Origin of the sequence: Bradyrhizobium genosp. L (assembly GCF_015624485.1) — a bacterium.
Lineage (GTDB): Bacteria > Pseudomonadota > Alphaproteobacteria > Rhizobiales > Xanthobacteraceae > Bradyrhizobium.
The window spans coordinates 1,073,984-1,096,076 of record NZ_CP061378.1; the positions used below are offsets into that span (position 1 = coordinate 1,073,984).

General features: G+C 60.3%; 16 protein-coding genes. 14 read left to right on the forward strand and 2 right to left on the reverse strand.

Annotated features, from left to right (window positions below):
- The first annotated feature begins 7 nt into the window (after positions 1-7).
- The 4 genes from IC762_RS04915 (at position 8) to IC762_RS04930 (ending at position 6,916) form a co-directional block, all read left to right on the forward strand.
- The gene (locus IC762_RS04915) at positions 8-2,023 is read left to right on the forward strand and encodes an acetyl-CoA carboxylase biotin carboxylase subunit (protein ID WP_195787507.1); all 2,016 of its coding nucleotides are present in this window, start codon (positions 8-10) and stop codon (positions 2,021-2,023) included.
- A gap of 110 nt (positions 2,024-2,133) precedes the next feature.
- Positions 2,134-4,011, forward strand: coding sequence for a methylmalonyl-CoA mutase family protein (locus tag IC762_RS04920; protein ID WP_195787508.1), 1,878 nt, complete (start codon positions 2,134-2,136; stop codon positions 4,009-4,011).
- Between the two features lie 34 nt (positions 4,012-4,045).
- Positions 4,046-6,220, forward strand: coding sequence for a methylmalonyl-CoA mutase (scpA, locus tag IC762_RS04925; RefSeq protein ID WP_195789999.1), 2,175 nt, complete (start codon positions 4,046-4,048; stop codon positions 6,218-6,220).
- Between the two features lie 123 nt (positions 6,221-6,343).
- Positions 6,344-6,916, forward strand: coding sequence for an FAD-dependent oxidoreductase (locus IC762_RS04930; protein WP_349629747.1), 573 nt, complete (start codon positions 6,344-6,346; stop codon positions 6,914-6,916).
- 879 nt (positions 6,917-7,795) lie between these two features.
- Here IC762_RS04930 and IC762_RS04935 read toward each other — a convergent pair.
- Positions 7,796-8,461, reverse strand: coding sequence for a MarR family winged helix-turn-helix transcriptional regulator (locus IC762_RS04935; protein WP_246801426.1), 666 nt, complete (start codon positions 8,459-8,461; stop codon positions 7,796-7,798).
- A gap of 224 nt (positions 8,462-8,685) precedes the next feature.
- Here IC762_RS04935 and IC762_RS04940 point away from each other — a divergent pair, with 224 nt between their 5' ends.
- From IC762_RS04940 to IC762_RS04985, 10 genes are all read left to right on the forward strand, one after another.
- Positions 8,686-10,944, forward strand: coding sequence for a xanthine dehydrogenase family protein molybdopterin-binding subunit (locus IC762_RS04940; protein WP_195787509.1), 2,259 nt, complete (start codon positions 8,686-8,688; stop codon positions 10,942-10,944).
- Between the two features lie 4 nt (positions 10,945-10,948).
- Complete coding sequence (locus IC762_RS04945; RefSeq protein ID WP_195787510.1) at positions 10,949-11,398, forward strand: CoxG family protein; 450 nt, start codon at positions 10,949-10,951, stop codon at positions 11,396-11,398.
- A 2-nt stretch (positions 11,399-11,400) separates the two neighbouring features.
- Positions 11,401-12,270, forward strand: a complete 870-nt coding sequence (locus IC762_RS04950; RefSeq protein ID WP_195787511.1) for an FAD binding domain-containing protein — start codon at positions 11,401-11,403, stop codon at positions 12,268-12,270.
- 1 nt (position 12,271) lies between these two features.
- Positions 12,272-12,775, forward strand: coding sequence for a (2Fe-2S)-binding protein (locus IC762_RS04955; RefSeq protein ID WP_195787512.1), 504 nt, complete (start codon positions 12,272-12,274; stop codon positions 12,773-12,775).
- Between the two features lie 23 nt (positions 12,776-12,798).
- On the forward strand, positions 12,799-14,010 hold the full coding sequence (locus IC762_RS04960) for an FAD-dependent monooxygenase (RefSeq protein ID WP_195787513.1): 1,212 nt from the start codon (positions 12,799-12,801) through the stop codon (positions 14,008-14,010).
- A 33-nt stretch (positions 14,011-14,043) separates the two neighbouring features.
- Positions 14,044-14,760: an isochorismatase family protein gene (locus IC762_RS04965; protein WP_195787514.1), complete on the forward strand. Its 717-nt coding sequence runs from the start codon at positions 14,044-14,046 to the stop codon at positions 14,758-14,760.
- Positions 14,757-15,626 carry an alpha/beta fold hydrolase gene (locus IC762_RS04970; RefSeq protein ID WP_195787515.1) on the forward strand — a complete coding sequence of 290 codons (870 nt, stop codon included), beginning with the start codon at positions 14,757-14,759 and terminating at the stop codon, positions 15,624-15,626. The genes IC762_RS04965 and IC762_RS04970 overlap by 4 nt, the downstream gene beginning before the upstream one ends.
- Position 15,627: 1 nt before the next feature.
- Positions 15,628-16,680: a leucyl aminopeptidase gene (locus IC762_RS04975; protein WP_195787516.1), complete on the forward strand. Its 1,053-nt coding sequence runs from the start codon at positions 15,628-15,630 to the stop codon at positions 16,678-16,680.
- A gap of 180 nt (positions 16,681-16,860) precedes the next feature.
- Positions 16,861-18,141, forward strand: coding sequence for an MFS transporter (locus IC762_RS04980; protein ID WP_246801427.1), 1,281 nt, complete (start codon positions 16,861-16,863; stop codon positions 18,139-18,141).
- Between the two features lie 285 nt (positions 18,142-18,426).
- Positions 18,427-20,055 carry a methyl-accepting chemotaxis protein gene (locus IC762_RS04985; protein ID WP_195790000.1) on the forward strand — a complete coding sequence of 543 codons (1,629 nt, stop codon included), beginning with the start codon at positions 18,427-18,429 and terminating at the stop codon, positions 20,053-20,055.
- A 618-nt stretch (positions 20,056-20,673) separates the two neighbouring features.
- Here IC762_RS04985 and IC762_RS04990 read toward each other — a convergent pair.
- On the reverse strand, positions 20,674-22,044 hold the full coding sequence (locus IC762_RS04990) for a tyrosine-type recombinase/integrase (protein WP_195787518.1): 1,371 nt from the start codon (positions 22,042-22,044) through the stop codon (positions 20,674-20,676).
- Between the last annotated feature and the right edge of the window lie 49 nt (positions 22,045-22,093).

The window sequence follows — 22,093 nt, forward strand, 5'->3', positions numbered from 1 at the left end:
AAGAGCTGTGTTCAGGAAGATTCTGATCGCCAACCGCGGCGAAATCGCCTGCCGGGTCATCAAGACTGCCCGCCGGATGGGAGTTGAAACGGTCGCGGTCTATTCCGAGGCCGACCGCGATGCCCTCCATGTCGAGATGGCCGACGAGGCCGTGCTGATCGGCCCCCCCGCCGCCGCCGAGAGCTACCTAGTGATCGAGAAGATCGTCGAGGCCTGCCGCAAGACGGGCGCCGAGGCCGTGCATCCCGGCTACGGCTTCCTCTCCGAGCGTGAGGCATTTCCGCGTGCGCTGGAAGCCGCCGGCATCGTCTTCATCGGTCCGAACCCGGGCGCGATCGCCGCGATGGGCGACAAGATCGAATCCAAGAAGGCGGCCGCCAAGGCCAAGGTCTCGACCGTGCCGGGCTATCTCGGCGTCATCGAGGACGACAAGCACGCGGTCCGCATCTCCGACGAGATCGGCTATCCCGTGATGATCAAGGCCTCTGCCGGTGGCGGCGGCAAGGGCATGCGCATCGCGCATTCGAAGTCCGAAGTCGCAGAAGGCTTCAACCTCGCCAAAGCCGAGGCCAAGGCCTCGTTCGGCGATGACCGCGTCTTCGTCGAAAAGTTCATTGTCGATCCCCGCCACATCGAGATCCAGGTGCTGGGTGACAAGCATGGCAATGTCATCTATCTCGGCGAGCGCGAATGCTCGATTCAGCGCCGCAACCAGAAGGTCATCGAGGAGGCGCCGTCGCCGCTGCTCGATGAGGCCACCCGCCGCAAGATGGGCGAGCAGGCGGTCGCGTTGGCAAAGGCGGTGAACTACGATTCCGCCGGCACCGTCGAGTTCGTCGCAGGCCAGGACAAGAGCTTCTACTTCCTGGAGATGAACACGCGCCTGCAGGTCGAGCATCCTGTCACTGAACTCGTCACCGGCGTCGACCTCGTCGAGCAGATGCTCCGTGTCGCCGCGGGCGAGAAGCTCGCGATCACCCAGAAGGACGTCACGCTGACGGGCTGGGCTGTGGAGTCGCGGCTCTACGCCGAAGACCCGTTCCGCAACTTCCTGCCCTCGATCGGGCGTCTGGTGAAATACCGCCCGCCGGCGGAAGCCAGCAAGGACGGCATCACCGTGCGCAACGACACCGGCGTCCAGGAGGGCGGTGAGATCTCGATCCATTACGATCCGATGATCGCCAAGCTCGTGACGCACGCGCCTTCACGCGCGGCCGCGATCGAGGCGCAGGCCACCGCACTAGACTCGTTCTATGTCGACGGCATCAGGCACAACATCCCGTTCCTGTCGGCGCTGATGCATCATCCGCGCTGGCGCGAGGGCCGGCTCTCGACCGGCTTCATCGCCGAGGAATTCCCCAAGGGCTTTGCGGTGCGCGTGCCCGAAGGCGAGGTCGCCCGGCGGATCGCAGCAGTCGGCGCCGCCATCGATCACGTGCTGGGTGAGCGGAAGCGACAGATCTCGGGCCAGATGGGCGGCCGCGTCGTGCAGCGCGAGCGCCGCCGCGCGGTGTGGCTCGATCGGCAGGAGATTTTGCTCGAGGTCGCACGCGAGGGAGCCGCCATCGCGATCCGCTTCGTCGACGCCGAGGGCAAGGCCGGCAATTCGCATCTGCTGGTCTCGTCGTGGAAGCCGGGCGATCCGGTTTGGCGGGGCACCATCGACGGCCACCTCGCCGCGGTGCAGGTGCGGCCGATTGCCAACGGCATCCGCCTCGCGCATCAGGGCGTCGAAGTCCCGGTCTATGTCTGGACCGAAGCGGAAGCGACCTCGGCGCGGCTGATGCCGGTGACGACGGCCGCCGATACCGGCAAGAAGCTGCTGTGTCCGATGCCCGGGCTGATCGTCTCGATCGCGGTAACGGAGGGGCAGGAGGTCAAGGCCGGCGAGACGCTCGCGGTCGTCGAAGCCATGAAGATGCAGAACGTGCTGCGCGCCGAGCAGGACGGCGCCGTGAAGAAGATCCACGCCAGTGCCGGTACGACGCTCGCGGTCGACGCGCTGATTTTGGAGTTTTCCTGAAAACCGCAAGAGGCGACCTGAGATGGGCAGCCTGTCTGCAGGAATTCCGGTTACTTCCAGGCAGAAGTCATGTTGGGCAACTCGGCGTCACTTGGGATTAGGTGGACTTGATGAAAACCGAACGGTTGGCATTGGCATCGGGCTTTGCGCCTGCTTCACGCCAGGACTGGCGCAAGCTGGTTGATGGCGTGCTAAAGGGAGCGCCGTTCGAAAAGCTGATTGGTAGGACGTACGACGACTTGAGAATCGAGCCGATTTATCTCCGCGCGAAAGACATTGCACTAGTCGACGGGCGGGCACCCGCGGCGCCTTGGCAGATCATACAGCGCATCGATCATCCAGACGCGGTGACGGCCAATAGGCAGGCCCTTCACGATCTGGAGAATGGGGCGACGGGCCTGGCGCTCGTCTTTGCCGGCGCCAACTGCAGCCGCGGGTTCGGTCTCGATCAAACGGCAGGTGCCGTCGCCAAAGCTTTAAAGGACGTCCACCTTGATGCCGGCATCGGGATTGAACTTCAAATTGGTACAGACGGGCGTAAGACCGCGATCCATGTTGCGGAATATGTGAAGTCGGTCGGTCTCGATCCTGCCGTCTGCGACATTCGATTTGGGCTCGATCCGCTGGGCGCGTGCGCCCTAAGCGGACGCAGTCCATACACTTGGGAAGAAATCGCACGGAACGTTGCCAGCACGATCAAAGGGCTTGTAACGCTGGGGTTCAAGGGGCCGTTTGCCGCGAGCGACGGGCGTATCGTTCATGACGCCGGCGGCTCAGAAGTGCAGGAGCTTGCCTTTGTGCTCGCCTGCGGCGTGGCATATCTGCACGCTATGGAGGCGGCGCGCATTCCGCTGGATCAAGCGCGAAGTATGATCTATGCGCGACTCACTGCTGACGCCGACCAGTTTTTGACTATGGCTAAATTCCGCGCGTTGCGGCTCCTCTGGGCGCGCATCGAATCGGCGTGCGGTGTGGCGCCGAGGCCGCTGTTCATTGCGGCTGACACGTCCTGGCGCATGTTGACCCGGCGCGATCCCTACGTAAACATGTTGCGCGCTACCTTGGCGACATTCTCTGCGGGAATCGCCGGTGCCAATGCGATCACAGTTCTGCCGCACACGTTGGCGCTCGGCCTTCCAGACTCGTTTGCCCGGCGCGTGGCCCGCAACACGCAGCTTCTGCTGCTGGAGGAAAGCAATCTTGCCAAGGTTAGCGATCCTGCCGCAGGTGCTGGCGGCATTGAGGCGCTAACAACGGAGCTTTGCGACGCGGCCTGGAGGAGTTTTCAAGAGACTGAAAATGCGGGCGGCATTTTTGCCGCTCTACAGCAAGGAACGCTTCAGGCGAAGATCACAGCTACACGCACAGCGCGCAGTGCAAATCTCGCGAAACGCAGCGACCCGCTGACCGGAGTGAGCGAGTTCGCAAACCTTGGCGAAGGCGCAGCGGAGGTACTAAGCGTAAGACCGATGGCTCTTCCGCCTAGCTTTGATCAGAAATTCGTATTCGACGCACTGCCGCCGATCCGGCTTGCGGAACCCTTCGAATCGCTCCGCGATAAGTCCGATGCGATATTGAAGCTACTCGGCGCGCGGCCGCGAGTGTTTCTTGCTAATCTCGGCACACCGACCGACTTTACGGCCCGCGCGACATTCGCCAAGAGCTTCTTCGAAGCGGGAGGAATTGAGGCTATCGACGGCGCCGGCTTCGCCGACCCAGCCGAGCTTGCCCTCGCATTCACGGGATCTGGTGCCGAACTTGCCTGCCTTTGCTCCAGCGATAAGATCTATGCGGAGCGCGCCGAAATCTCCGCCCACGCGCTTCAGCAAGTCGGAGCTAGGCACATCTATTTGGCGGGACTTCCCTCTCAATCCGAGGCCGCGTTTCGGCGGGCTGGCATCTGCAGCTTTATTCACGTCAGTTGCGACGCCTTGGCAACGCTAAATGCCGCTTACAACCGGATCCAAAACCCGAAGGTTTCCGGATAATCGACAATCGAACGCGAACACTCAGATGTCATCCATCAGCGTTATCCCGAATTTTGCAAGTATTGCTTTCGAAAGGTGCTCGGTCGCCGCTTCTTCTGTTTCCGTCGATCCGTGGGTGACTCCGGAGGGCATTCCGGTCAAGTCAGCATACGGAGAAGCAGATATCGCCGGGCTCGATTTCCTTGAGACCTGGCCAGGCATCGCGCCGTTCCTGCGCGGTCCCTACCCGACCATGTATGTCAACCAGCCCTGGACGGTCAGGCAATATGCCGGCTTCTCCACGGCGGAGGATTCCAACGCGTTCTACCGCCGCAACCTCGCCGCCGGGCAGAAGGGTCTCTCGGTCGCCTTCGACCTCGCCACCCATCGCGGCTATGACTCAGATCATCCGCGGGTCGGCGGCGATGTCGGCATGGCCGGCGTTGCGATCGATTCCATCTACGACATGCGCACGCTGTTCGCGGGGATCCCGCTCGACCAGATGAGCGTATCCATGACTATGAACGGCGCTGTGCTGCCGATCCTCGCGCTCTACGTCGCCGCCGCCGAGGAACAGGGCGTGCCGCCGGAGAAGCTTTCAGGGACGATTCAGAACGACATTCTGAAAGAGTTCATGGTGCGCAATACCTACATCTATCCGCCTGCGCCCTCGATGCGAATCATCTCGGACATCTTTGCCTACACCTCGCAGAAGATGCCGAAATACAATTCGATCTCGATCTCCGGCTATCACATGCAGGAGGCCGGCGCGACGCAGGACCTGGAGCTCGCCTATACGCTCGCCGACGGCGTCGAATATCTGCGCGCCGGGCTTGCCGCCGGACTCGACGTCGACCGCTTCGCGCCGCGGCTGTCGTTCTTCTGGGCGATCGGCATGAACTTCTTCATGGAAGTCGCCAAGCTGCGCGCCGCGCGCTTGCTGTGGGCGAAGCTGCTCAAGCCGTTCAATCCGAAGGACCCGCGCTCGCTGTCGCTGCGCACGCACAGCCAGACCTCGGGCTGGTCGCTGACCGCGCAGGACGTCTTCAACAACGTGATGCGCACGACAGTGGAGGCGATGGCGGCGACGCAAGGCCACACCCAGTCGCTGCACACCAACGCGCTCGACGAGGCGCTGGCGCTGCCGACCGATTTCTCGGCGCGCATCGCCCGCAACACCCAGCTGTTCCTGCAGCAGGAGAGCGGCACCACCCGCATCATCGATCCCTGGGGCGGCTCGTATTACGTCGAGCGGCTCACGCGCGACCTCGCCGCCAAGGCATGGGGCCATATCCAGGAGGTCGAGGAACTCGGCGGCATGGCAAAGGCGATCGAAGCCGGCGTGCCGAAGCTGCGCATCGAGGAAGCCTCGGCCAAGACCCAGGCCCGCATCGATGCCGGCCGGCAGGCGGTGATCGGCGTCAACAAGTACAAGCCGACGGATGAGACCCCCATCGACATCCTCAAGGTCGACAATACCAATGTCCGGCGGCTTCAGATCGACAAGCTGAAGCGGCTGAAATCCGAGCGGAACCGGAAGGACGTCGATGCCGCGCTGGCCGCGATCACGCGCTCTGCCGGTGAAGGCAATGGCAATCTGCTCGCGCTCGCGATCGACGCCGCACGGGCGAAGGCGACCGTCGGCGAAATCTCGGACGCGATGGAGAAGGTGTTCGGCCGGCACCGCGCCGAGATCAAGTCCATCACCGGCGTCTACAAGCGTGAGGCCTCCAGCATGGGCGACCGGGTCGAGAAGGTTCAGGCGATGATCGATGCCTTCGAGGAAGCGGAAGGGCGCCGTCCGCGCATCCTGGTCGCCAAGATCGGCCAGGACGGCCACGACCGCGGTCAGAAGGTGATCGCGTCCGCCTTCGCCGACATCGGCTTCGACGTCGACATCGGACCGCTGTTCGCCACCGCCGACGAAGCGGCGCGGCAGGCCGTCGAGAACGACGTGCACATTCTCGGCGTCTCCTCGCTCGCCGCCGCGCATCTGACCGCCGTGCCGGAGCTGAAAGCCGCGCTGAAGAAGCAGGGCCGCGACGACATCATGATCATTGTCGGTGGCGTGGTGCCGCCGCAGGATTACGATGCGCTCTACGCGGCCGGTGCCGAGGCGATCTTCCCGCCCGGGACGGTGATCGCCGATGCCGCGGATCAACTGATCCAGAAGCTCAATGCTCGGCTCGGGCACAGTGAGGCGGCAAATAGTAAGCGCCACGGCAGATAGTAACGGCGTATCGGTCCAGATTGAAAGCTCAAAGCCGGGGCGTCGAACTTACGAATTGATCCAGCAGTCCGCAGGCAGAGTGCCGAACAGCGCATATCTGGGCTTGGAGAAGATTGGTGTAAGATGCGACGCAAAGGTTTCGTTGCAGTCAATAGGCAAATGCGGACGAATTTGCCTCATATTTTCGCGATCGGCGATGTCGCGGGTAACCCGATGCTCGCCCGTAAGGCGGTTCACGAGGGGCATGTCGCGGCAGAGGCGGCTGCCGGGCTCAAGAGCTTATTTGACGAGATGATCGTCCCGAACGTCGCCTACACTGATCCTGTGGCCTGGGTTGGCATCATGGAACATGAAGCGGCCTCCTCAGGCAGGCACGTTAGATCCGCGAAGTTTCCGTGGGCTGCCTCGGGCAGAGCGATCGCCTCGGGCGCGTCTTATGGCATGACCAAGCTGATCATCGACCAAGAGACGCACCGCATCATCGGCGGTGTGATCGTTGGCCCGCACGCTGGCGACATGATTGGAGAAATCTGCCCAGCGATCGAGATGGGCGCCGATGCAATTGATCTCAGCAAGACCATCCATCCGCATCCGACGTTCGGAGAGACAATAGGCCTGGCTGGCGAAGTGTATGAAGGTGTTTGCACGGATGTGTTGCCGGGTCCGAAGAGACCGACCAAGCGGGCGAGCCACTAGAAATCCAAAAACCTGAGCCGGCTCAGGTGCCTCGCTGCCGATTGTTCATAGGGGACCCGAATATGGCGGGAAGTTCTCGCAGGGAAGTAAAGGTACCTTTGAGCGTTCAAGAGGAGGAATTTGCCGCGGCATGTCGAGACTTCGTTCTGGAGAGGAAACCTGATCTCGCGGCATCCATCGTCATTGTACACAACCAGCTCAGGATTGTGAACGATCCGCATGTTCGGCTCGCGTTTGTAGAACTTGGTCTTGCCAGATTGGTACGAGTTCTACATCTCGCAATCGAGGGCAAGGCGATTGCGCTCAAAAGAGTGCCAAGACTCCTGTTCGACCTGGCGAGCTATAGAAGGAAGATACTCCGCGCGCTAGGTAGGGACGATTGAGGACGGCCCCTCGGGTTACTAGCACGATTCATTCAACGCGCAGATTAGAGGAATAGATACTCATCGACGCAACGAGGACCGGCAGTCATCCCTTGGCAGGAGATTCGGATCTCTGAATTGCAAAGGCGGGTACGGCGGTGCGGGCAATGCGAGATCGGAGCCGGGCGATGAAATGAACTACCGGACGCGCGGAGCCTGGTGATCGGGACCTTCCAAGTCTCGCGCGCGCTCTTTGTCGTGCTGTCGAAATCGTACGACCCGTCAAATGCCGGAAACGGTGCGGAGAGGTGCCGACTTCAGCACAAAATGCGGTCTGACATGTACGATAGTATTGCTGCTGGAGGTCGTTCGTTGGGTTTCTGCGATCGAATTCCGCATTCGGCGTCTGCGAAAGATTTGCGATCTTTCGTTTTCCTCCCTCTACTCGGCCCGGCGCGATCGCCGGGCCCTTTTTCTCGGCTGCTGACGATATCTAGTGCCGCTCGAAGCCGGTTGATCAGCGTCGTATGATCTTCTTCAAGATTTCGGTGAGCGCTCGAAATTCATCTTGGGTCAGCGGAGCGAATGTCTCGCCGGAAATCTCGCCAATAGTTTCAATCGCTGCGTCCGCTATCCGTCTTCCCTTCTCGGTCAAATCTATCTCGCGTCGCCGCGGATCCAGAGGGTCTTTGGAACTCTTGATGAGGCCGCGAGATTTCAGGCGATTGATAACGCCGGTGATGGTCGCCGAATCATAATGAATTAGCCGTCCTAAGTGGTTTTGCGAGCAAGGACCTACCTCCTTCAATTTCGCTAGCGTCGAGAATTGGGGCCCCGTTAATTCTTCAATCATCTTAGCGGCAAAGATGGACGTGTGAGTACGGAGCGCGACTCGCAACAAAAAGCCCGGTGCGTCATCCAGCCGGTACGAATCTATAGCTTCTTTCACTTTCCCGGCCGCGCGCGGCTTTGTCTTGGGTTGCACCACTTTTTGCTTCCTTGCCGTAGGTTGCCTCAGTTCAAGAAATCCAGGCTTTTCGCTCCGAAGGTCTTCGGTGCCGGCCGATTGTCTACATTTCCCGACCTGGGAAATCCATCTTTGTTCGACTTCGTCCTGTTTAATGCGATTTGCTTCGTTGAGAGCCCCGGCAGTGGCCGCCTTCGTTGCGTCCGTCGTTGGCATTTGGAAATCCGCTCCGCCTAAGAGGCAAACCATTCTCGCAAGCGCTCGGTTAGACCGATTCGCTCGGCTTGCCTCGGATCACGGGAAGAAACCAACTCAGCGCTTGTAGACGAGTGTAGCGCTTGCATACGAGTGGTAAATGTCGTAGTGTCCTGAGATTGCTCCCGGGGCCTTTTGCTTCTCGCCTTACGGAGCGGCGCACCAAAGTACTGTCGGATTTGCGTATGTCGGCGATTGACAACATGAGTTCCGTTCGACCCGACCTGATTGAAAAGGTCACGGGACGCGCTGAGTACGTTACCGACCTGACGGTTCCGGGGATGCTGCACGGCTTTGTGGTTCGCTCGCCGGCCATTCATGCCCGCATCGTTTCGATTGATACGAGCGCCGCACGATCGATGGGCGGCGTCGTGGACGTGCTCATCGGCGAAGATGTCGCTTCGTTCGGTTGCTGGGGTGTTGTGCTCAAGGACCGGCCGATTATTGCTACCGACCGTGTGCGATATGTGGGCGAACCCGTCGCCGTGGTGATCGCGGAGACAATCGAGATTGCGGAAAACGCCGCAGAACTAGTCGATGTCGAATACGACGAGCTTCCGCGCGCAACGACCATCCAGGAAGCCCTGGCGAAAGATGCGCCGCTCATCCACGAGCGCCACGAAAACCTCGAAGACTTTTACTTCAGGGGTGGGGCACGGCCGACCGAGAGCAGCAACGTATTCCATACTTACCGGAGCAACGTCGGGGACGTCGACGCTGCTGAGGCAGCCGCGGCTTTTATCCACGAAGACCATTTCACCTTCCCGGCCATTTCTCACTTCGCAATGGAGCCGCATGCGGTCATTGCTGATTTCCAGGGCGGTTCCCTCACGGTCTGGGCGGGCGCACAAACGCCGAGCGCTGTTCAGAAGGTGCTCTCGCGCCTCTTCGGACTGCAGTTGGCCAAGGTCCGGGTGATCGTTCCATTTGTCGGCGGAGGGTTTGGCGGCAAGGCCTCGGTGAAGATCGAGCCTTTGGTTGCCGCTGCTTCGTGGAAGGTGCAACGCCCAGTCCGCGTTGCCCAATCCATAGTTGAATCGATGCTCACGTGTCGAAGGTTGGGCGCCGACATTACGATTCGAACCGCCGTGGACGCTGAGGGACGGATTCTCGCCAACAGCGCCAAACTGCTGCTCGATGGCGGGGCATATTCCGACACAGGCTCGGCCGTCGCCACTAAAGCGGCAAATCGCATCATGGGCCCCTACGCGGTGCCCAATCTGCGTCTCGAGGCCTGCGCGGTCTACACGAACACCGTTCCAGGTGCAGCATTCCGCTCGATCGGGGGACCGCAAGCTGTTTGGGCCAAGGAATCGCACATGGATAATGTCGCCGCGGCAATCGGCATGGATCCGGCGGAGTTTCGGTTGCTGAATTTGGCGTCCCGCGGTGAGCGCATCCGCCCCGATTTGCGGGCGCTCGATATGGATATGAGCGAGCTGATAGGCCGGGTGACCCAGTCGTTCGCATCGGAGGTGAAGGCCTCCAACCGGCAGGCGTGTGGACTGGCAGTCGCCGCAACCGATCCGGCCAATACGCCGATCAGCAACGCGATCGTACGTCTTAAGATCGATGGGTCGATCCTAGTTTCGGTCTCCAGCATTGAAGTCGGCCAGGGCGCGCACGCGGCCATGGCGCGCATCGCATCGCAGACCTTGAAGCAGCCGGCCTCCGCGGTAACCGTCTTGCGCACCGATACGGCCGTCGCCCCTTACGACTGGGGCACAGGCGCAAGCCGATCGACCGTGGTCGTGGGCCTTTCCGTCGAGAATGCCGCAATCGACGCAGCCGATCAGATCCTCGAAATGGTTGCTGATGTTTGGGAGCTTCCCCGGGAGAACCTGTCACTTGTTGAGGGGGGTGTCTCTACCGGATCAGAGGTTCTCACTTTCCATCAGATTTTTCACCGCACGCTGGGTGTCGACTCGGGAGAGGTCATCGGCCGCGGCGCGATTACGCCGCGCTCGAAGAAGGGCGCCCTGGCCGAGTCCCCTCTGTTCTGGGAGACTTCCGCGGGCCTTGCTGAAATCGTTGTCGATGAAGGCACCGGCGAGATCCGTGTCCCCCGATATGCCAGCGCCGCTGACGTCGGCCGCGTGATCAATCGCGTCGCCGCGGAAGGGCAGGATGAGGGGGCTGCCGTCATGGGTCTCGGACACGCGCTTTATGAAGTGTTGGAGTTCGAGGATGGGCAGCCGATCAACGCGACGCCTATCGATTATTGGATCCCGCGCATCTCTGACGTCCCCGCCGTGTTTGACACCATTCTTGTCGAAAACGGCGACGGTCCTGGCCCAGGCGGCGCCAAGGGTATGGGCGAGGGAGCAATCCTTCCCGTTGCGCCAGCAATCGCCAACGCACTGTTCTCCACCTACGGCATTCGGATCACCGATCTGCCGATGACGCCAGAAAAAGTGTGGCGAGCCCTGCAGAAGAGGAACTGAATTCATGGAATTCAATATGTCGATGGTAGTGCCAGCGACGCCGGCTGAGCTTTGGAGCACGCTGCTCGACGTCCCTCGCATATCGAGCTGCATCCCCGGCTGCGAAAACGTCGAGGAAATCGAGCGGCTTGCGACTTACAAAGCGACGGTCAAACAGAAGATCGGTCCTTTCAAGGTCGAAGTCCCGGCCGAGATCCTTGTCGAGGCGGTGACGGAGCCGTCTCACGTCCGCACCCGCGCCACGGGACGAGACAAACTCACCGGGACAAGGCTCGCCGTTATCCTCGACGTGTCTGTGACGCCGGAAGGCGCGGGGTCTACATTCGCTGTCGACGCGAAGGTCGACGTGCAAGGCCGCCTCGCAACTATGGGGTTCGGCGTCATCAAGCGTCGCGTCGATCAGAATTTCGAGGAGTTCGAGAGGCGGCTCAGAGAAATGTTGGGCGCGGCCTGATCATGTTGCCTTCACCTTTTGTATTCGCGAGACCTTCGACGATCGTCGACGCCGTGCGTGCGGTCGGGGAAACCGACGATGGCATGTTCTACTCCGGCGGAACCGAACTGTTGCTGGCAATGAAGATGCGTGTCATCCATACGGACCGGCTTATCGACATCAAGGGAATCCCCGGGCTTGACCGCATTGTCCTGAACGATGCGAATGACATCGAAATTGGTGCGCGCTGTACGCACAACAAGATCGCCAGTGATCCTGTTATCCGCGAGTACGTGCCAGCGCTGTCCTCGCTCAGTGCAAACGTCGCGAACATCAGGGTCCGCAGCGTCGGAACGATCGGAGGCAATCTGTGCTTCGGAGAGGCTCACGCCGATCCGCCGACTATGCTCGCGGCCTTGGGAGCACGGCTGGTGCTTAATCGCCCCAGCGGTACGCGTGTCGTAAACGCCGACGATTTCATCCGGAGCGAACTGGAAACGGTGCGGGCGCCGGACGAGCTACTAACGGTCATTGCGTTTCCCCGCCCTACCGGACCAGTGACCTATCGGCGGTTCAAGCATGGCGAGAGGCCCTCGGTGAACGTCGCGATGGCCTGGTCGCTGGGCGTCGGCGGAAGGACGATCACAAGCGCACGTGTGCGGGTCGGAGCGCTAGGTTCGCGACCTCAGCCCTTGAAGGCTGTTGAAGACGCCCTCAAGGGCATATGCGTCGCCGAAGTTCGCCCGGCTATTGAGGCGGTGCTCCCGACGGCGCTGGATGAGCTTGAAGTCAATGAAGATAGGCATGGTGGGGCCGACTATAAGCGCCACCTTGCAGGTGTTTTACTTCTGCGAAACGCCGAAGAGGCAATCGCAGCAGGCGGGAGCGCATGAAATGACACATGTGATGCCTATTTCATTCTCGTTGAACGGTCAGGCGATCGCCATAGACGTTCCAACCCATACCCTATTGATCGACCTTATACGGGATCACCTTGGCTTAAAGGGAACGAAGCGATCCTGTGACATGGAGGTGTGCGGCGCCTGCACTGTTCTGCTCGACGGTGAGCCGATCTCAAGTTGCACCACACTCGCCGTCGATGTCGATCAGCGAGAGATCACTACAATTGAGGGCGTTACGCCGCCCGACGGCCTGTCGCGGATTCAAAAGGCGTTCGTCCTTCATGGTGGCCTTCAGTGCGGCTTCTGCACGCCGGGCTTCATCATGGCGGTCACAGCGTTGCTGAAGGCGACAGCGCATCCGACCGACGAACAAATCCGTCACTACCTGCACGGCAACCTCTGCCGTTGCACCGGATACACCAAGATTTTCGAGGCCGTAAGGAGTCTTGCCGCAGAGCAAGTCTCCGAAGGAGCCGCCGAACCCCTTGCGACATAGCGTAATTATCGTTTGGAGATGTCATGAGCGTTGAACAGGTCGGTAAATCAAGCGTCCTCATTGCCGGCGCCGGTATTGGCGGCTTGGCGATGGCACTATCGCTGCTTCGTCGAGGCATCGACTGTGACGTGTTTGAGCAAGCGTCCGAGTTGCGGGAGGTGGGAGCGGGTCTTTGGATCTCCATGAACGGCGTGCGCGTTCTTCGGGATCTCGGCCTCACCGAACAGGTTGAGCAGAACTGCATCGCGGCGGAGCGCCGCTCGATCCGTCTCTGGAACACCGGTGATAGGTGGCCCCTCTATAACCGCAGCTCCGACGCGGCGCGCAATCAGCCCTATTTGCTGCTGCGTGCTCACCTGCTGAAGATCCTCGTTGACGGCGTACGCCAGTTGAAGCCGAGCGCCATCCATCTGAACGCCCACGTTGTCGGGTTCAGTCAAAACGACGAAAGGGTTCGGGCAAAGCTCGCTGACGGCTCCGAAGTCGAAGGGCGCGCCCTGATCGGCGCCGACGGTGCTCATTCGAAGGTCCGGCTTGGCCTCGTCGGCAACATCGATAGCCAGTATACGAAGGCCATCGCCTGGCGTGGTCTCGTGCCGGTCGACCGCCTTGCGCCGCATCAGCGCGAACCCGAAGTGGCAACCTGGATCGGGCCCACCGCGCATGTCACGGCCTATCCGGTGCGTTGGCAGGACACGGTCATGATGACCTTTTCGGGCCAGGTCGACCATGACGACTGGCTGCTCGAATCCTGGTCGGAGAAGGGCTCGGTCGAGGAATGCCTGAAGGACTTCGAGGGCTGGCATCCCGACATCATCGAACTGGTCCAGAACGTGGATACTTTGAACAAGTGGGGCCTGTTCGTGCGGCCGTCGTTGGGTACGTGGTCGAATGGACGCATTACCCTGCTCGGCGATGCCTGCCATTCGATGCTGCCCTACCTCGGGCAGGGTGTGAACATGGCCCTGGAGGATGCATCCGTCCTCGCCCGCTGCTTCGGGAAGAATCCCGATGACATCCCGGCGGCATTCAAGACGTATCAGGGTCTGCGGCTCGATCGCACCACCAAGGTCGTGAAGTCCGCGGCCGGCATGCTGCCGATTTTCCATAATCAGGCGCTGTGCAAGCCGGAGACGGCGGGTGGCTACATCAAGACCCAATGGGCACCGGAAGCGACGGCTGTGCGATACGATTGGATCTACCAATACGACGCGACCGCCGTCCCGCTTCACTGACATGTTCACGATTGTGACCGCTGGAGCGCAACAGTGACTGGCAGTAAGCAACCCTGGGACGATGTGATACCGCTGGACGAGCGCGAGACCTATGCCCTTGCCGGGCTGGGTGGCGCGGCGGGATTCGGCACACGACCGGCATTGCTGGTCATCGACGTGCAATATCGTTCGGTCGGCAGCCGGCCGATGCCGATCCGCCAAGCGATCAAGGAATACCCCACCAGTTGTGGCGAGGCCGGTTGGCATGCTATCGCACAAATCGCCGAATTGGTGTGGCTGTTTCGCGAGAAAATGTGGCCGGTGATCTTCCCGCATGTTGCGCCGAAGATAGGCCAGGACCAGGGCGCGTTCTCCGCGAAGATCCCGGGTATCATGCGGATCCCGCCCGAGGGCTATGACTTCGTTCGCGAGGTGGCTCCGGCGCCCGGCGAGTTGGTCCTGCCGAAGACGCAGGCGAGCGCGTTCTTCGGCACTCCGCTTGCGACGTATCTGATCGGTGCCGGCGTCGACTCGCTGGCGGTGACCGGCTGCACGACCAGCGGCTGCGTGCGGGCCTCGGTCGTGGATGCGTGCGCGTTGAACTTCAAATCAATTGTGCCAAGCGACGCGGTCTACGACCGCTCGCCCACGTCGCATGCCGTTAACCTGTTCGATATTGCGAGCAAATACGCGGATGTCATGCCGACGGAGGCCGCCATTGAGCGGCTTCGCGCGCTGTCGGATGACCACATCAAGGATCAGCAGACGTGAGCAGTGCCGCGACATCCGGATTGCTTTACGGCGCCAATGTGCGAGCCAACGGCATTCGGCAGCATTACCTGCGGTTCGGCGGAGCCGGGCCGGCGATCATCATTGTCCCCGGCATCTCGACGACTGCGGCGCAATGGGCCTTCATCGCAGAGCGTCTGTGCTCCGGACACGACGTTTTTGTGCTCGATGTCCGCGGTCGCGGCCTTTCCGAAAGCGGCCCGCATCTCGACTACTCGCTCGACGCATGCGCATCCGACCTCATCGGGTTCGCTGAAGCGCTCGGAATGGGTCCTTATACGCTGATGGGCCACTCGATGGGTGGCCGCATCGGGATCCGCGCCTCGCGTTGGCGGCCGTCGTCCATGGACCAATTGATACTGGTCGACCCGCCAGTTTCCGGTCCTGGACGTCGCGCCTATCCGATTCCGGTCGAACCGCTTCTCAAATTGCTGCAAAGCGCGAAGCGCGGAGAAGCGGACGCGGCGCTACGGAGCCCCTCTGCTCCACGGTGGCCCGAGCAGCACATCCGCACCCGGGCCGAGTGGATGCACACCTGCGACGAGCGAGCGCTCATCGAGAGCCACAAGGGGTTTCATCACGATGATATTCACCGCGACCTCGCCCATCTCAGCGTTCCGACTGCATTGATCGTTGCAGGACGCGGAGGGGTCATTCGGCCCGAAGATGAAGAAGAATTTCGCAGATTGCTGCCGTCGATCGCGACCAGGACGCTGGAAAGCGCGGGTCACCAAATGCAAGTCGACGATACCGAGGGTTTCCTTTCAATCGTTGAAGAGCTTCTAGCGCGACCGCTCGATCGGTTCGACGATCGCGTGTCTACGTTCGGCAAACAGGAGGTCAGTTAAGATGTCCCGACAAATCGTTGATGTTGAAATGCTCGAACTCTTCAAGGCCGAACTGACGCTCTGCAAGGTGAAGAAGGACGAGGTCGTTGCGGTCCTGAGTGGCGGCGAGGATCAGCAGGAATATGCTCACGCTTTCATGCTGGCCGCGCGGAGCCTGGGCGCAACAACCTTTCATCTGAATGTGCCGAAGTACGGCCAGGGCAAGGTCGCGGGCTTGCAGGGCCGGCATGCGCTCACGGGCAACCAGCCGGCGATCGATACGCTCAAGCGCGTGGATATGGTGATCGATCTCCTCGGGTTGCTATTCTCTCGTGAGCAAGCCGAAATTCAGGAAGCTGGCACGCGCATCTTGCGCGTGATGGAGCCATTCCACATCCTCAAGAAGATGTTCCCGACTGAAGATCTGCGTCGGCGAACCGAGCTCTCTCGAACCCTTCTCCAGTCAGCCAGAAAAATGCGGATCACGTCGCCGGGCGGAACGGACGTAACTTATGGCCTGAAGCAATACCCGGTCATTTCCGAATACGGATACACGGATGAGCCCGGGCGCTGGGATCACTTCCCGTCAGGCTTTGCCTTCACTCAGGCGACCGACGGCGAGGTTAACGGCACGGTGGTGCTGATGCCAGGTGATATCCTCTGCGCGTTTAAGCGTTATATCCAGTCGCCGGTCACCTTGACCGTAAAGGACGGTTACATCGTCGATCTCAAGGGCGAGGGGACCGACGCGGTCCTCATAAAAAGCTATATCGACAGTTTCGGCGATCCGCGCGGTTGGGCGATCTCTCATATCGGCTGGGGATCGAACGAGCGTGCCACCTGGCACCACATCGCGGCCTCCCAGGAACTCGCGTCGGAGCACATCATGAATGCGCTTTCGTTCTACGGGAACGTCCTGTTCTCGACGGGTCCGAACACGGAGCTCGGCGGCACGAATGACACGCCGTGTCATTTGGACATCCCGCTTCGCGGCTGCAGCCTGTGGCTCGACGATATCCACATCCTCGACAAAGGCGATTTTGCTTATCCGGAATTGAGAGCGCTGGGCCGCTAGGCCTAGCTCATCAAAATCTGTGCCCGGAGCCGCATTTGCGACTCCCAATGACGCGGAAAGCGCTCGGTAACGACCATCACTTGTCCAGTTTCTTTTCGGGAAGCGCACCACATGTCTACGACTATCAGAACTGCGGAAGATTACACGGCGAGGCAACGGTATTCGATTATGATCTCAGCGATGCTGGGCTACATTCTCGACTTCTACGACGTTCTGATCTTTCCGTTCCTTTTGCCCGCGATCCAACGGTCGATGTCGCTATCGCTCGCCGAGATCGGTTCACTGCAGGCTCTCACATTGTTCGGATCGGCCATTGGCGGCGCTTTATTCGGCGTCATCGGCGACCGACTTGGCCGAAAGACCTCGCTTCAGCTCACGATCGCATTGTTTTCCGTTGCCGCGATTGTTTCCGCATTCGCATGGAATTACTGGTCGCTTGCCGTGCTGCGGTTGATCACGGGCATCGGTCTTGGCGGCGAGTATGGCGTAGGCATGGTGCTCTTCAACGAGGCTTGGAAAAAGAGCAGCCGAGGTTTGGGCGCGGCCGCGCTCCAAGGCTGTGCCGTGATCGCGTCATCCACGGCTTCAATCGTTGGCATCTGGCTGATTGCGACGTTCAGCGACGAGTGGAGCTGGCGCATCGGCCTACTGAGTGGCGGTGTGCCCATCCTGCTGATCATCTTCATTCGTTTCTTTATGCCTGAATCCAAGATCTGGCTGGAGTATGAGGCGCAACGCAAGGCCGGTCAGGTCACCGCAGAAGCCCGCACACTTCCCCTTGCGGATCTCTTCCGCAATGGGCTGGCACGGCAGACCGTCATCGCCTTCGTATGGCTGATGAGCTACATGCTCTGCTACTACAGCGTAGTCTCCTTTATTCCAACACTGCTGCTGCGCGATATGCATACGCCAGGTGATGTCGTTCGCACGACAGCCGTTCTGCTCTCGGTGGTCAGCGGCATTTGCTACCTCGCGAACGGCTTTTTCAACGACAGGGCTGGCCGCCGCTTCGGAGCCCTCGTGCCCGCGCTGTTCTGGGTCGGGTCTTTGGTCGGTATGGCTGTGTGGGGGAGCCAGCTCTACGTGGGATCGAAGACTGAGTGGCCGATGTTCTGGCTCTACATCGGCTTCGGCATTGGCAACGTCGCGCTGGGTGTGACGGGCGTCTGGATCTCGGAGCTCTATCCGGTCAACCTGCGTGCGACAGCGGTGTCTACATTCTATATGGGAGGTCGCGGGCTCGGCAGCATAGCCCCTGTGATCGTGCCACTTGCGGCCGCCCATTTCGGCGGAAGCCTTCTCAACGGCATGGTTGCGGTGGCCCTTCCCGCTGCGGCCGTCTTCATTCTCGCCTCTCTTTTGCTGCCCGAGACCCTCGGCCGGGATTTGTCCGCGAAGGGCTTCAAGGTCGACACGGAAACGGAGGCCACGATGAAGGCTGCGTCGGTGTCGAGCGTTTGACGCTGGTGGAAGGGCTTGACCGGCGAGATGAGGGTTGTCGACCTGCTCATCTCGTCGATGCATGCGCAGTGGAAAGGAGTTGGCACTCCGTCATCCTATCCTGGTCAACATGGCGCAAGTGTTGGCCGACTTGTAGCGGCTGTAACAAAACCTAAACCGATCACTTGTATACAAGCAATAATCTATGCGCCTGAGCCCGCCGGGCAGTTGCCTTGGAGACGTTCCTTGAAATCACTCAATAACCTGCCGATCACTCCCAAGATCAGCATTCTAGTTGCGATCTCGATGCTGGGCCTCTTCTCAGCTGGATTGCTTGCGGGCTATTTGATGCAGAAGGAAATGATCAATTCGCGTGTCGAACAGACCCGCGCCATCGTCGAGATCGCCAAGAACTTTGCATTAGGCTTGCAGAAGCAAGTCGAGGCAGGCCAACTCACCAAAGAGGCGGCAATTGCTGAATTCTCCCGCCGTGCTCAGACGATGACGTATGACAAGGGCGCGGGCTATATTTTCGCAAATACGATGGAAGGTGTCGCGGTCGCCTCTCAGGATCCAAAGACAATTGGGGTCAATCGTCTTGACGGCAAGACCAACGGACGTGCGCTGATCCGCGAACTGCGGGACGGCGTGGCGGCGAACGGCGATGTCGTGCTGCGTTACGAGTTTATGAGGCCCGGCGAAAAGGAGCCGATCAGGAAGCTGTCCTACGCGGTAGGGATTCCCGGATGGGACATGTTCGTCGGTTCCGGTGCGTATCTGGATGATCTTGATGCCAAGCTGCAACCGATCATGTGGTCGCTCGGGGGTGCCATCATCGTGATCGGACTGGTCTCGGGTGTCATCGCCTGGTTCCTCGGCCGCAGCATCACTAAACCGTTGGCAGTACTTGGCACGTGCATGAGGCGGCTCGCCGACGGCGAACTCGAACAGGACATTCCAGGTGTAGGTCGGAAAGATGAGATCGGCGCAATGGCCGCGACCGTCCAAGTGTTCAAGGACAACGCGATTCGCATTCGGGGGCTGGAGCAGGTCGAGGCCGAAGCTCAACGACGCACGGCTGCCGAGCGCCGTGCCACCTTGGAGAGCATTGCGAATGATTTTGAGCAAAGCGTCGATGGCATCGTTCGTGCGGTCGCCGCTTCAGCCGCCGATATGCAGGGCACAGCGGATATTATGACCACGACCGCCAGCGATGCTAGTCTGCGCGCATCCACCGTCGACGCTGCGTCAGAAAAAGCGTCCGGGAACGTCGAAATGGTAGCCGCCGCCGCCGAAGAATTAACTGCGTCGGTAAGGGAGATATCGCAACAGGTGTTGCAGTCGACTGAGGTCGCGCGCCAAGCTGTTGGTGACGCTGAGCGCACAGACGCTACGGTGCAGGTCTTGGCAAGCGGAGCCGAAAAGATCGGCGAAGTCGTCCAGCTCATCCATAGTATCGCCACGCAGACCAATCTCCTGGCCCTCAACGCGACGATCGAAGCGGCGCGTGCCGGCGACGCCGGACGCGGATTTGCTGTCGTGGCAGCCGAGGTTAAAGCGCTTGCCAATCAGACGGCAAAGGCAACGGAGGAGATCTCCGCGCAGATTGAGACCATGCAGGCAACTACAAACGACGCAGTTCTCGCCATTAACGGAATTACGCAAACGATCGCCAGGATGAGTGACATCACGCTGAGCATTTCCTCCGCGGTCGAGGAGCAGAGTGCTGCGACAAGCGAAATTGCGCGCAACATCCAGTCCGTTGCCGCGGGTTCCAGCGAAATCAGAGGCCATATAGGCAGCGTCAGCACCGCAGCGGCCGCCACCGGTACAGCAGCCCGCGACGTTCTCACTAACGCGCGCGGGTTGGAGAATCAGTCGGATATGCTGCGTACGGCGGTAGACCAATTTCTGACCAAAATGCGAGCCGCCTGACCGGACGTTCCTGCCAGCGGCGCATCGCTCGTGGGCACTTGAGACGTCCGCGCCCAACGCGAGGCAACTCCGCCTTTCACATGGCGGTTGGGTGGGAAGTTCTTACGTGATGATCACGCGACCATTGGATGTTTTGATGCGTTGGGTCGCCATTTTTAAGAGAATGTTTCTTTTTCCCTGTCGAGGTTGACAGTTTTATCTTGTGCTCCATAGGAATGCCCGGTTGCAGGTGCCATCCCGCCCCAACGGGTCGCGGTCTCAAGAACGTCGCAACGAATTGGTGAAACGACCGTGAACAAAGCGTGACGGAAACGCCTATTGCTATCAGTGAAATCAATAGCTTAGAGGATGGCCACTGCGTTCGAAAGGCGGGGGGCTCGGTCAGATCGCAACTTGAACCGAATGTCGGTATCGGTGGTTGCGCCTCGGCGATTTGACCTACAATTTGAATTCTGATGAGGGCACCGCGCGCCTTACGGTACGATTGGCATCCCGCTCTCGATCTTCCGCAACAGAGGTCGTTTTTGCGTCCGGCAGCGCGGGCCTTTCAACATTCCACTTTGTGAGCCCAAGGCTGCACTTCCGCCGAGAGGCGCAACCAAGCCTGAAGACAGTGATTCAGGTTTGCGTGTCGCGCTTTATCGGCGTCACCTTCTTGGGATCGAGCCAGTCGTCGATCCGATCAGCCCAATGCTGCATCAGCTTCGTACGCGAGCCGATCAGCGCGAGCGGTCCGTGCCTTTTGTACAGACCTTCCACGGTGGAGTTATCTAGATGCGCAAGCTGCAACTCGACGACATCGCCATCCCATGCCTTGGCGTCCTTGATCTCTTCGTGGTGAGACAAGGTCGAAAAGGTGGTCCGGAATCCGTGGGCACAATGATCAGTCTTCGTGTCAATGCCAAGCAGCCGCAAGCGTTTGTTGAGCGTGTTGTTTGATAGCGGCGCATCCTTCGAGCAGGAAAACGCGTAGCGGCGATGGCCGGTCAGCTTCTGAACGCTGCGCAAGATTGCAAGTGCCTGCCTTGACAAGGGCACGACATGGTCCCAACCGGTCTTCATCTTGGCGGCTGGAACAGTCCAGCGTTGTGTATTCCAATCGACCTCGCTCCACTCCATTTCATTGACCATGCCAGGGCGGGGAATGGTCAGTGCATCGAAGCGCAAGGCAAGGCCAACAACGTCTCCAAACCTCGCTCTCGTCCACGGTGCGCTAATGAGCTTGAAGACGCGCGTCACATCACGTGGTTCGGTGACACCGGGACGCGGGGTCGAAATGTTGGCAATCATCTGCCCATTCAGGTTACGGAATGGATTGTAGCCATCGCCTTCAACATCGGCATAATCGCAGATTTGCTCCCCGATGCTGCGCACGCGGTCGCGGGTTTCCAGCTTTCCCTCGGCTTCATATGAACGCATGAAAGCGAGCACGTCCGGACGCTTGATGTCCTGTCTGCTGAGTTTACCGAAGCGCGCCTTGACGTAGCCGACGCGCAGTTCGAGCACCTCGATGGTCTTGGGGTCCCGCACCGCGACGATCCTGCCGCGTTTGACTTTCTCGACCTTCTTCTTCGCCAGCCACTCATCGGCCCATTGCCCGAAAGGCCGGGCGGCGGCCTGCCTGTGCTTGTCGAGCTGCTTCTCGATGCTCGGGTCTTTGCCTTCCTTGAGCAGGTCTTTGGCCTTGTCGCGCTCGCGCCGCGCGTCTGCGAGCGAGAACGTGCCATCCTTGCCGTTGCCGTAGGGGCCGATGGAGTAGGTTTTCTGCCGGCCGTGCAAACGGTAGTCCATCCGCCAGAGCTTGGAGGCAGCGTTGCCAGGCCTGCTCACGTCCGGCGTGACGAATAGATAGAGCCAGCCGCCGGTCACGTCGGAAATCTTGGCGGGTCTCCACGCGCCATTGTCGAATTTCGGTCGGGCGGCGCGGCAATCGACGTCGGTCCTGATCTGCTTGGGGTTGGCGCACGCGCCGTCGTTCTTGCCGGCCATCTGCTCAATTCCTTCGTTCGGAAAAGCGAAGGTCACCGTGAACGTTTGT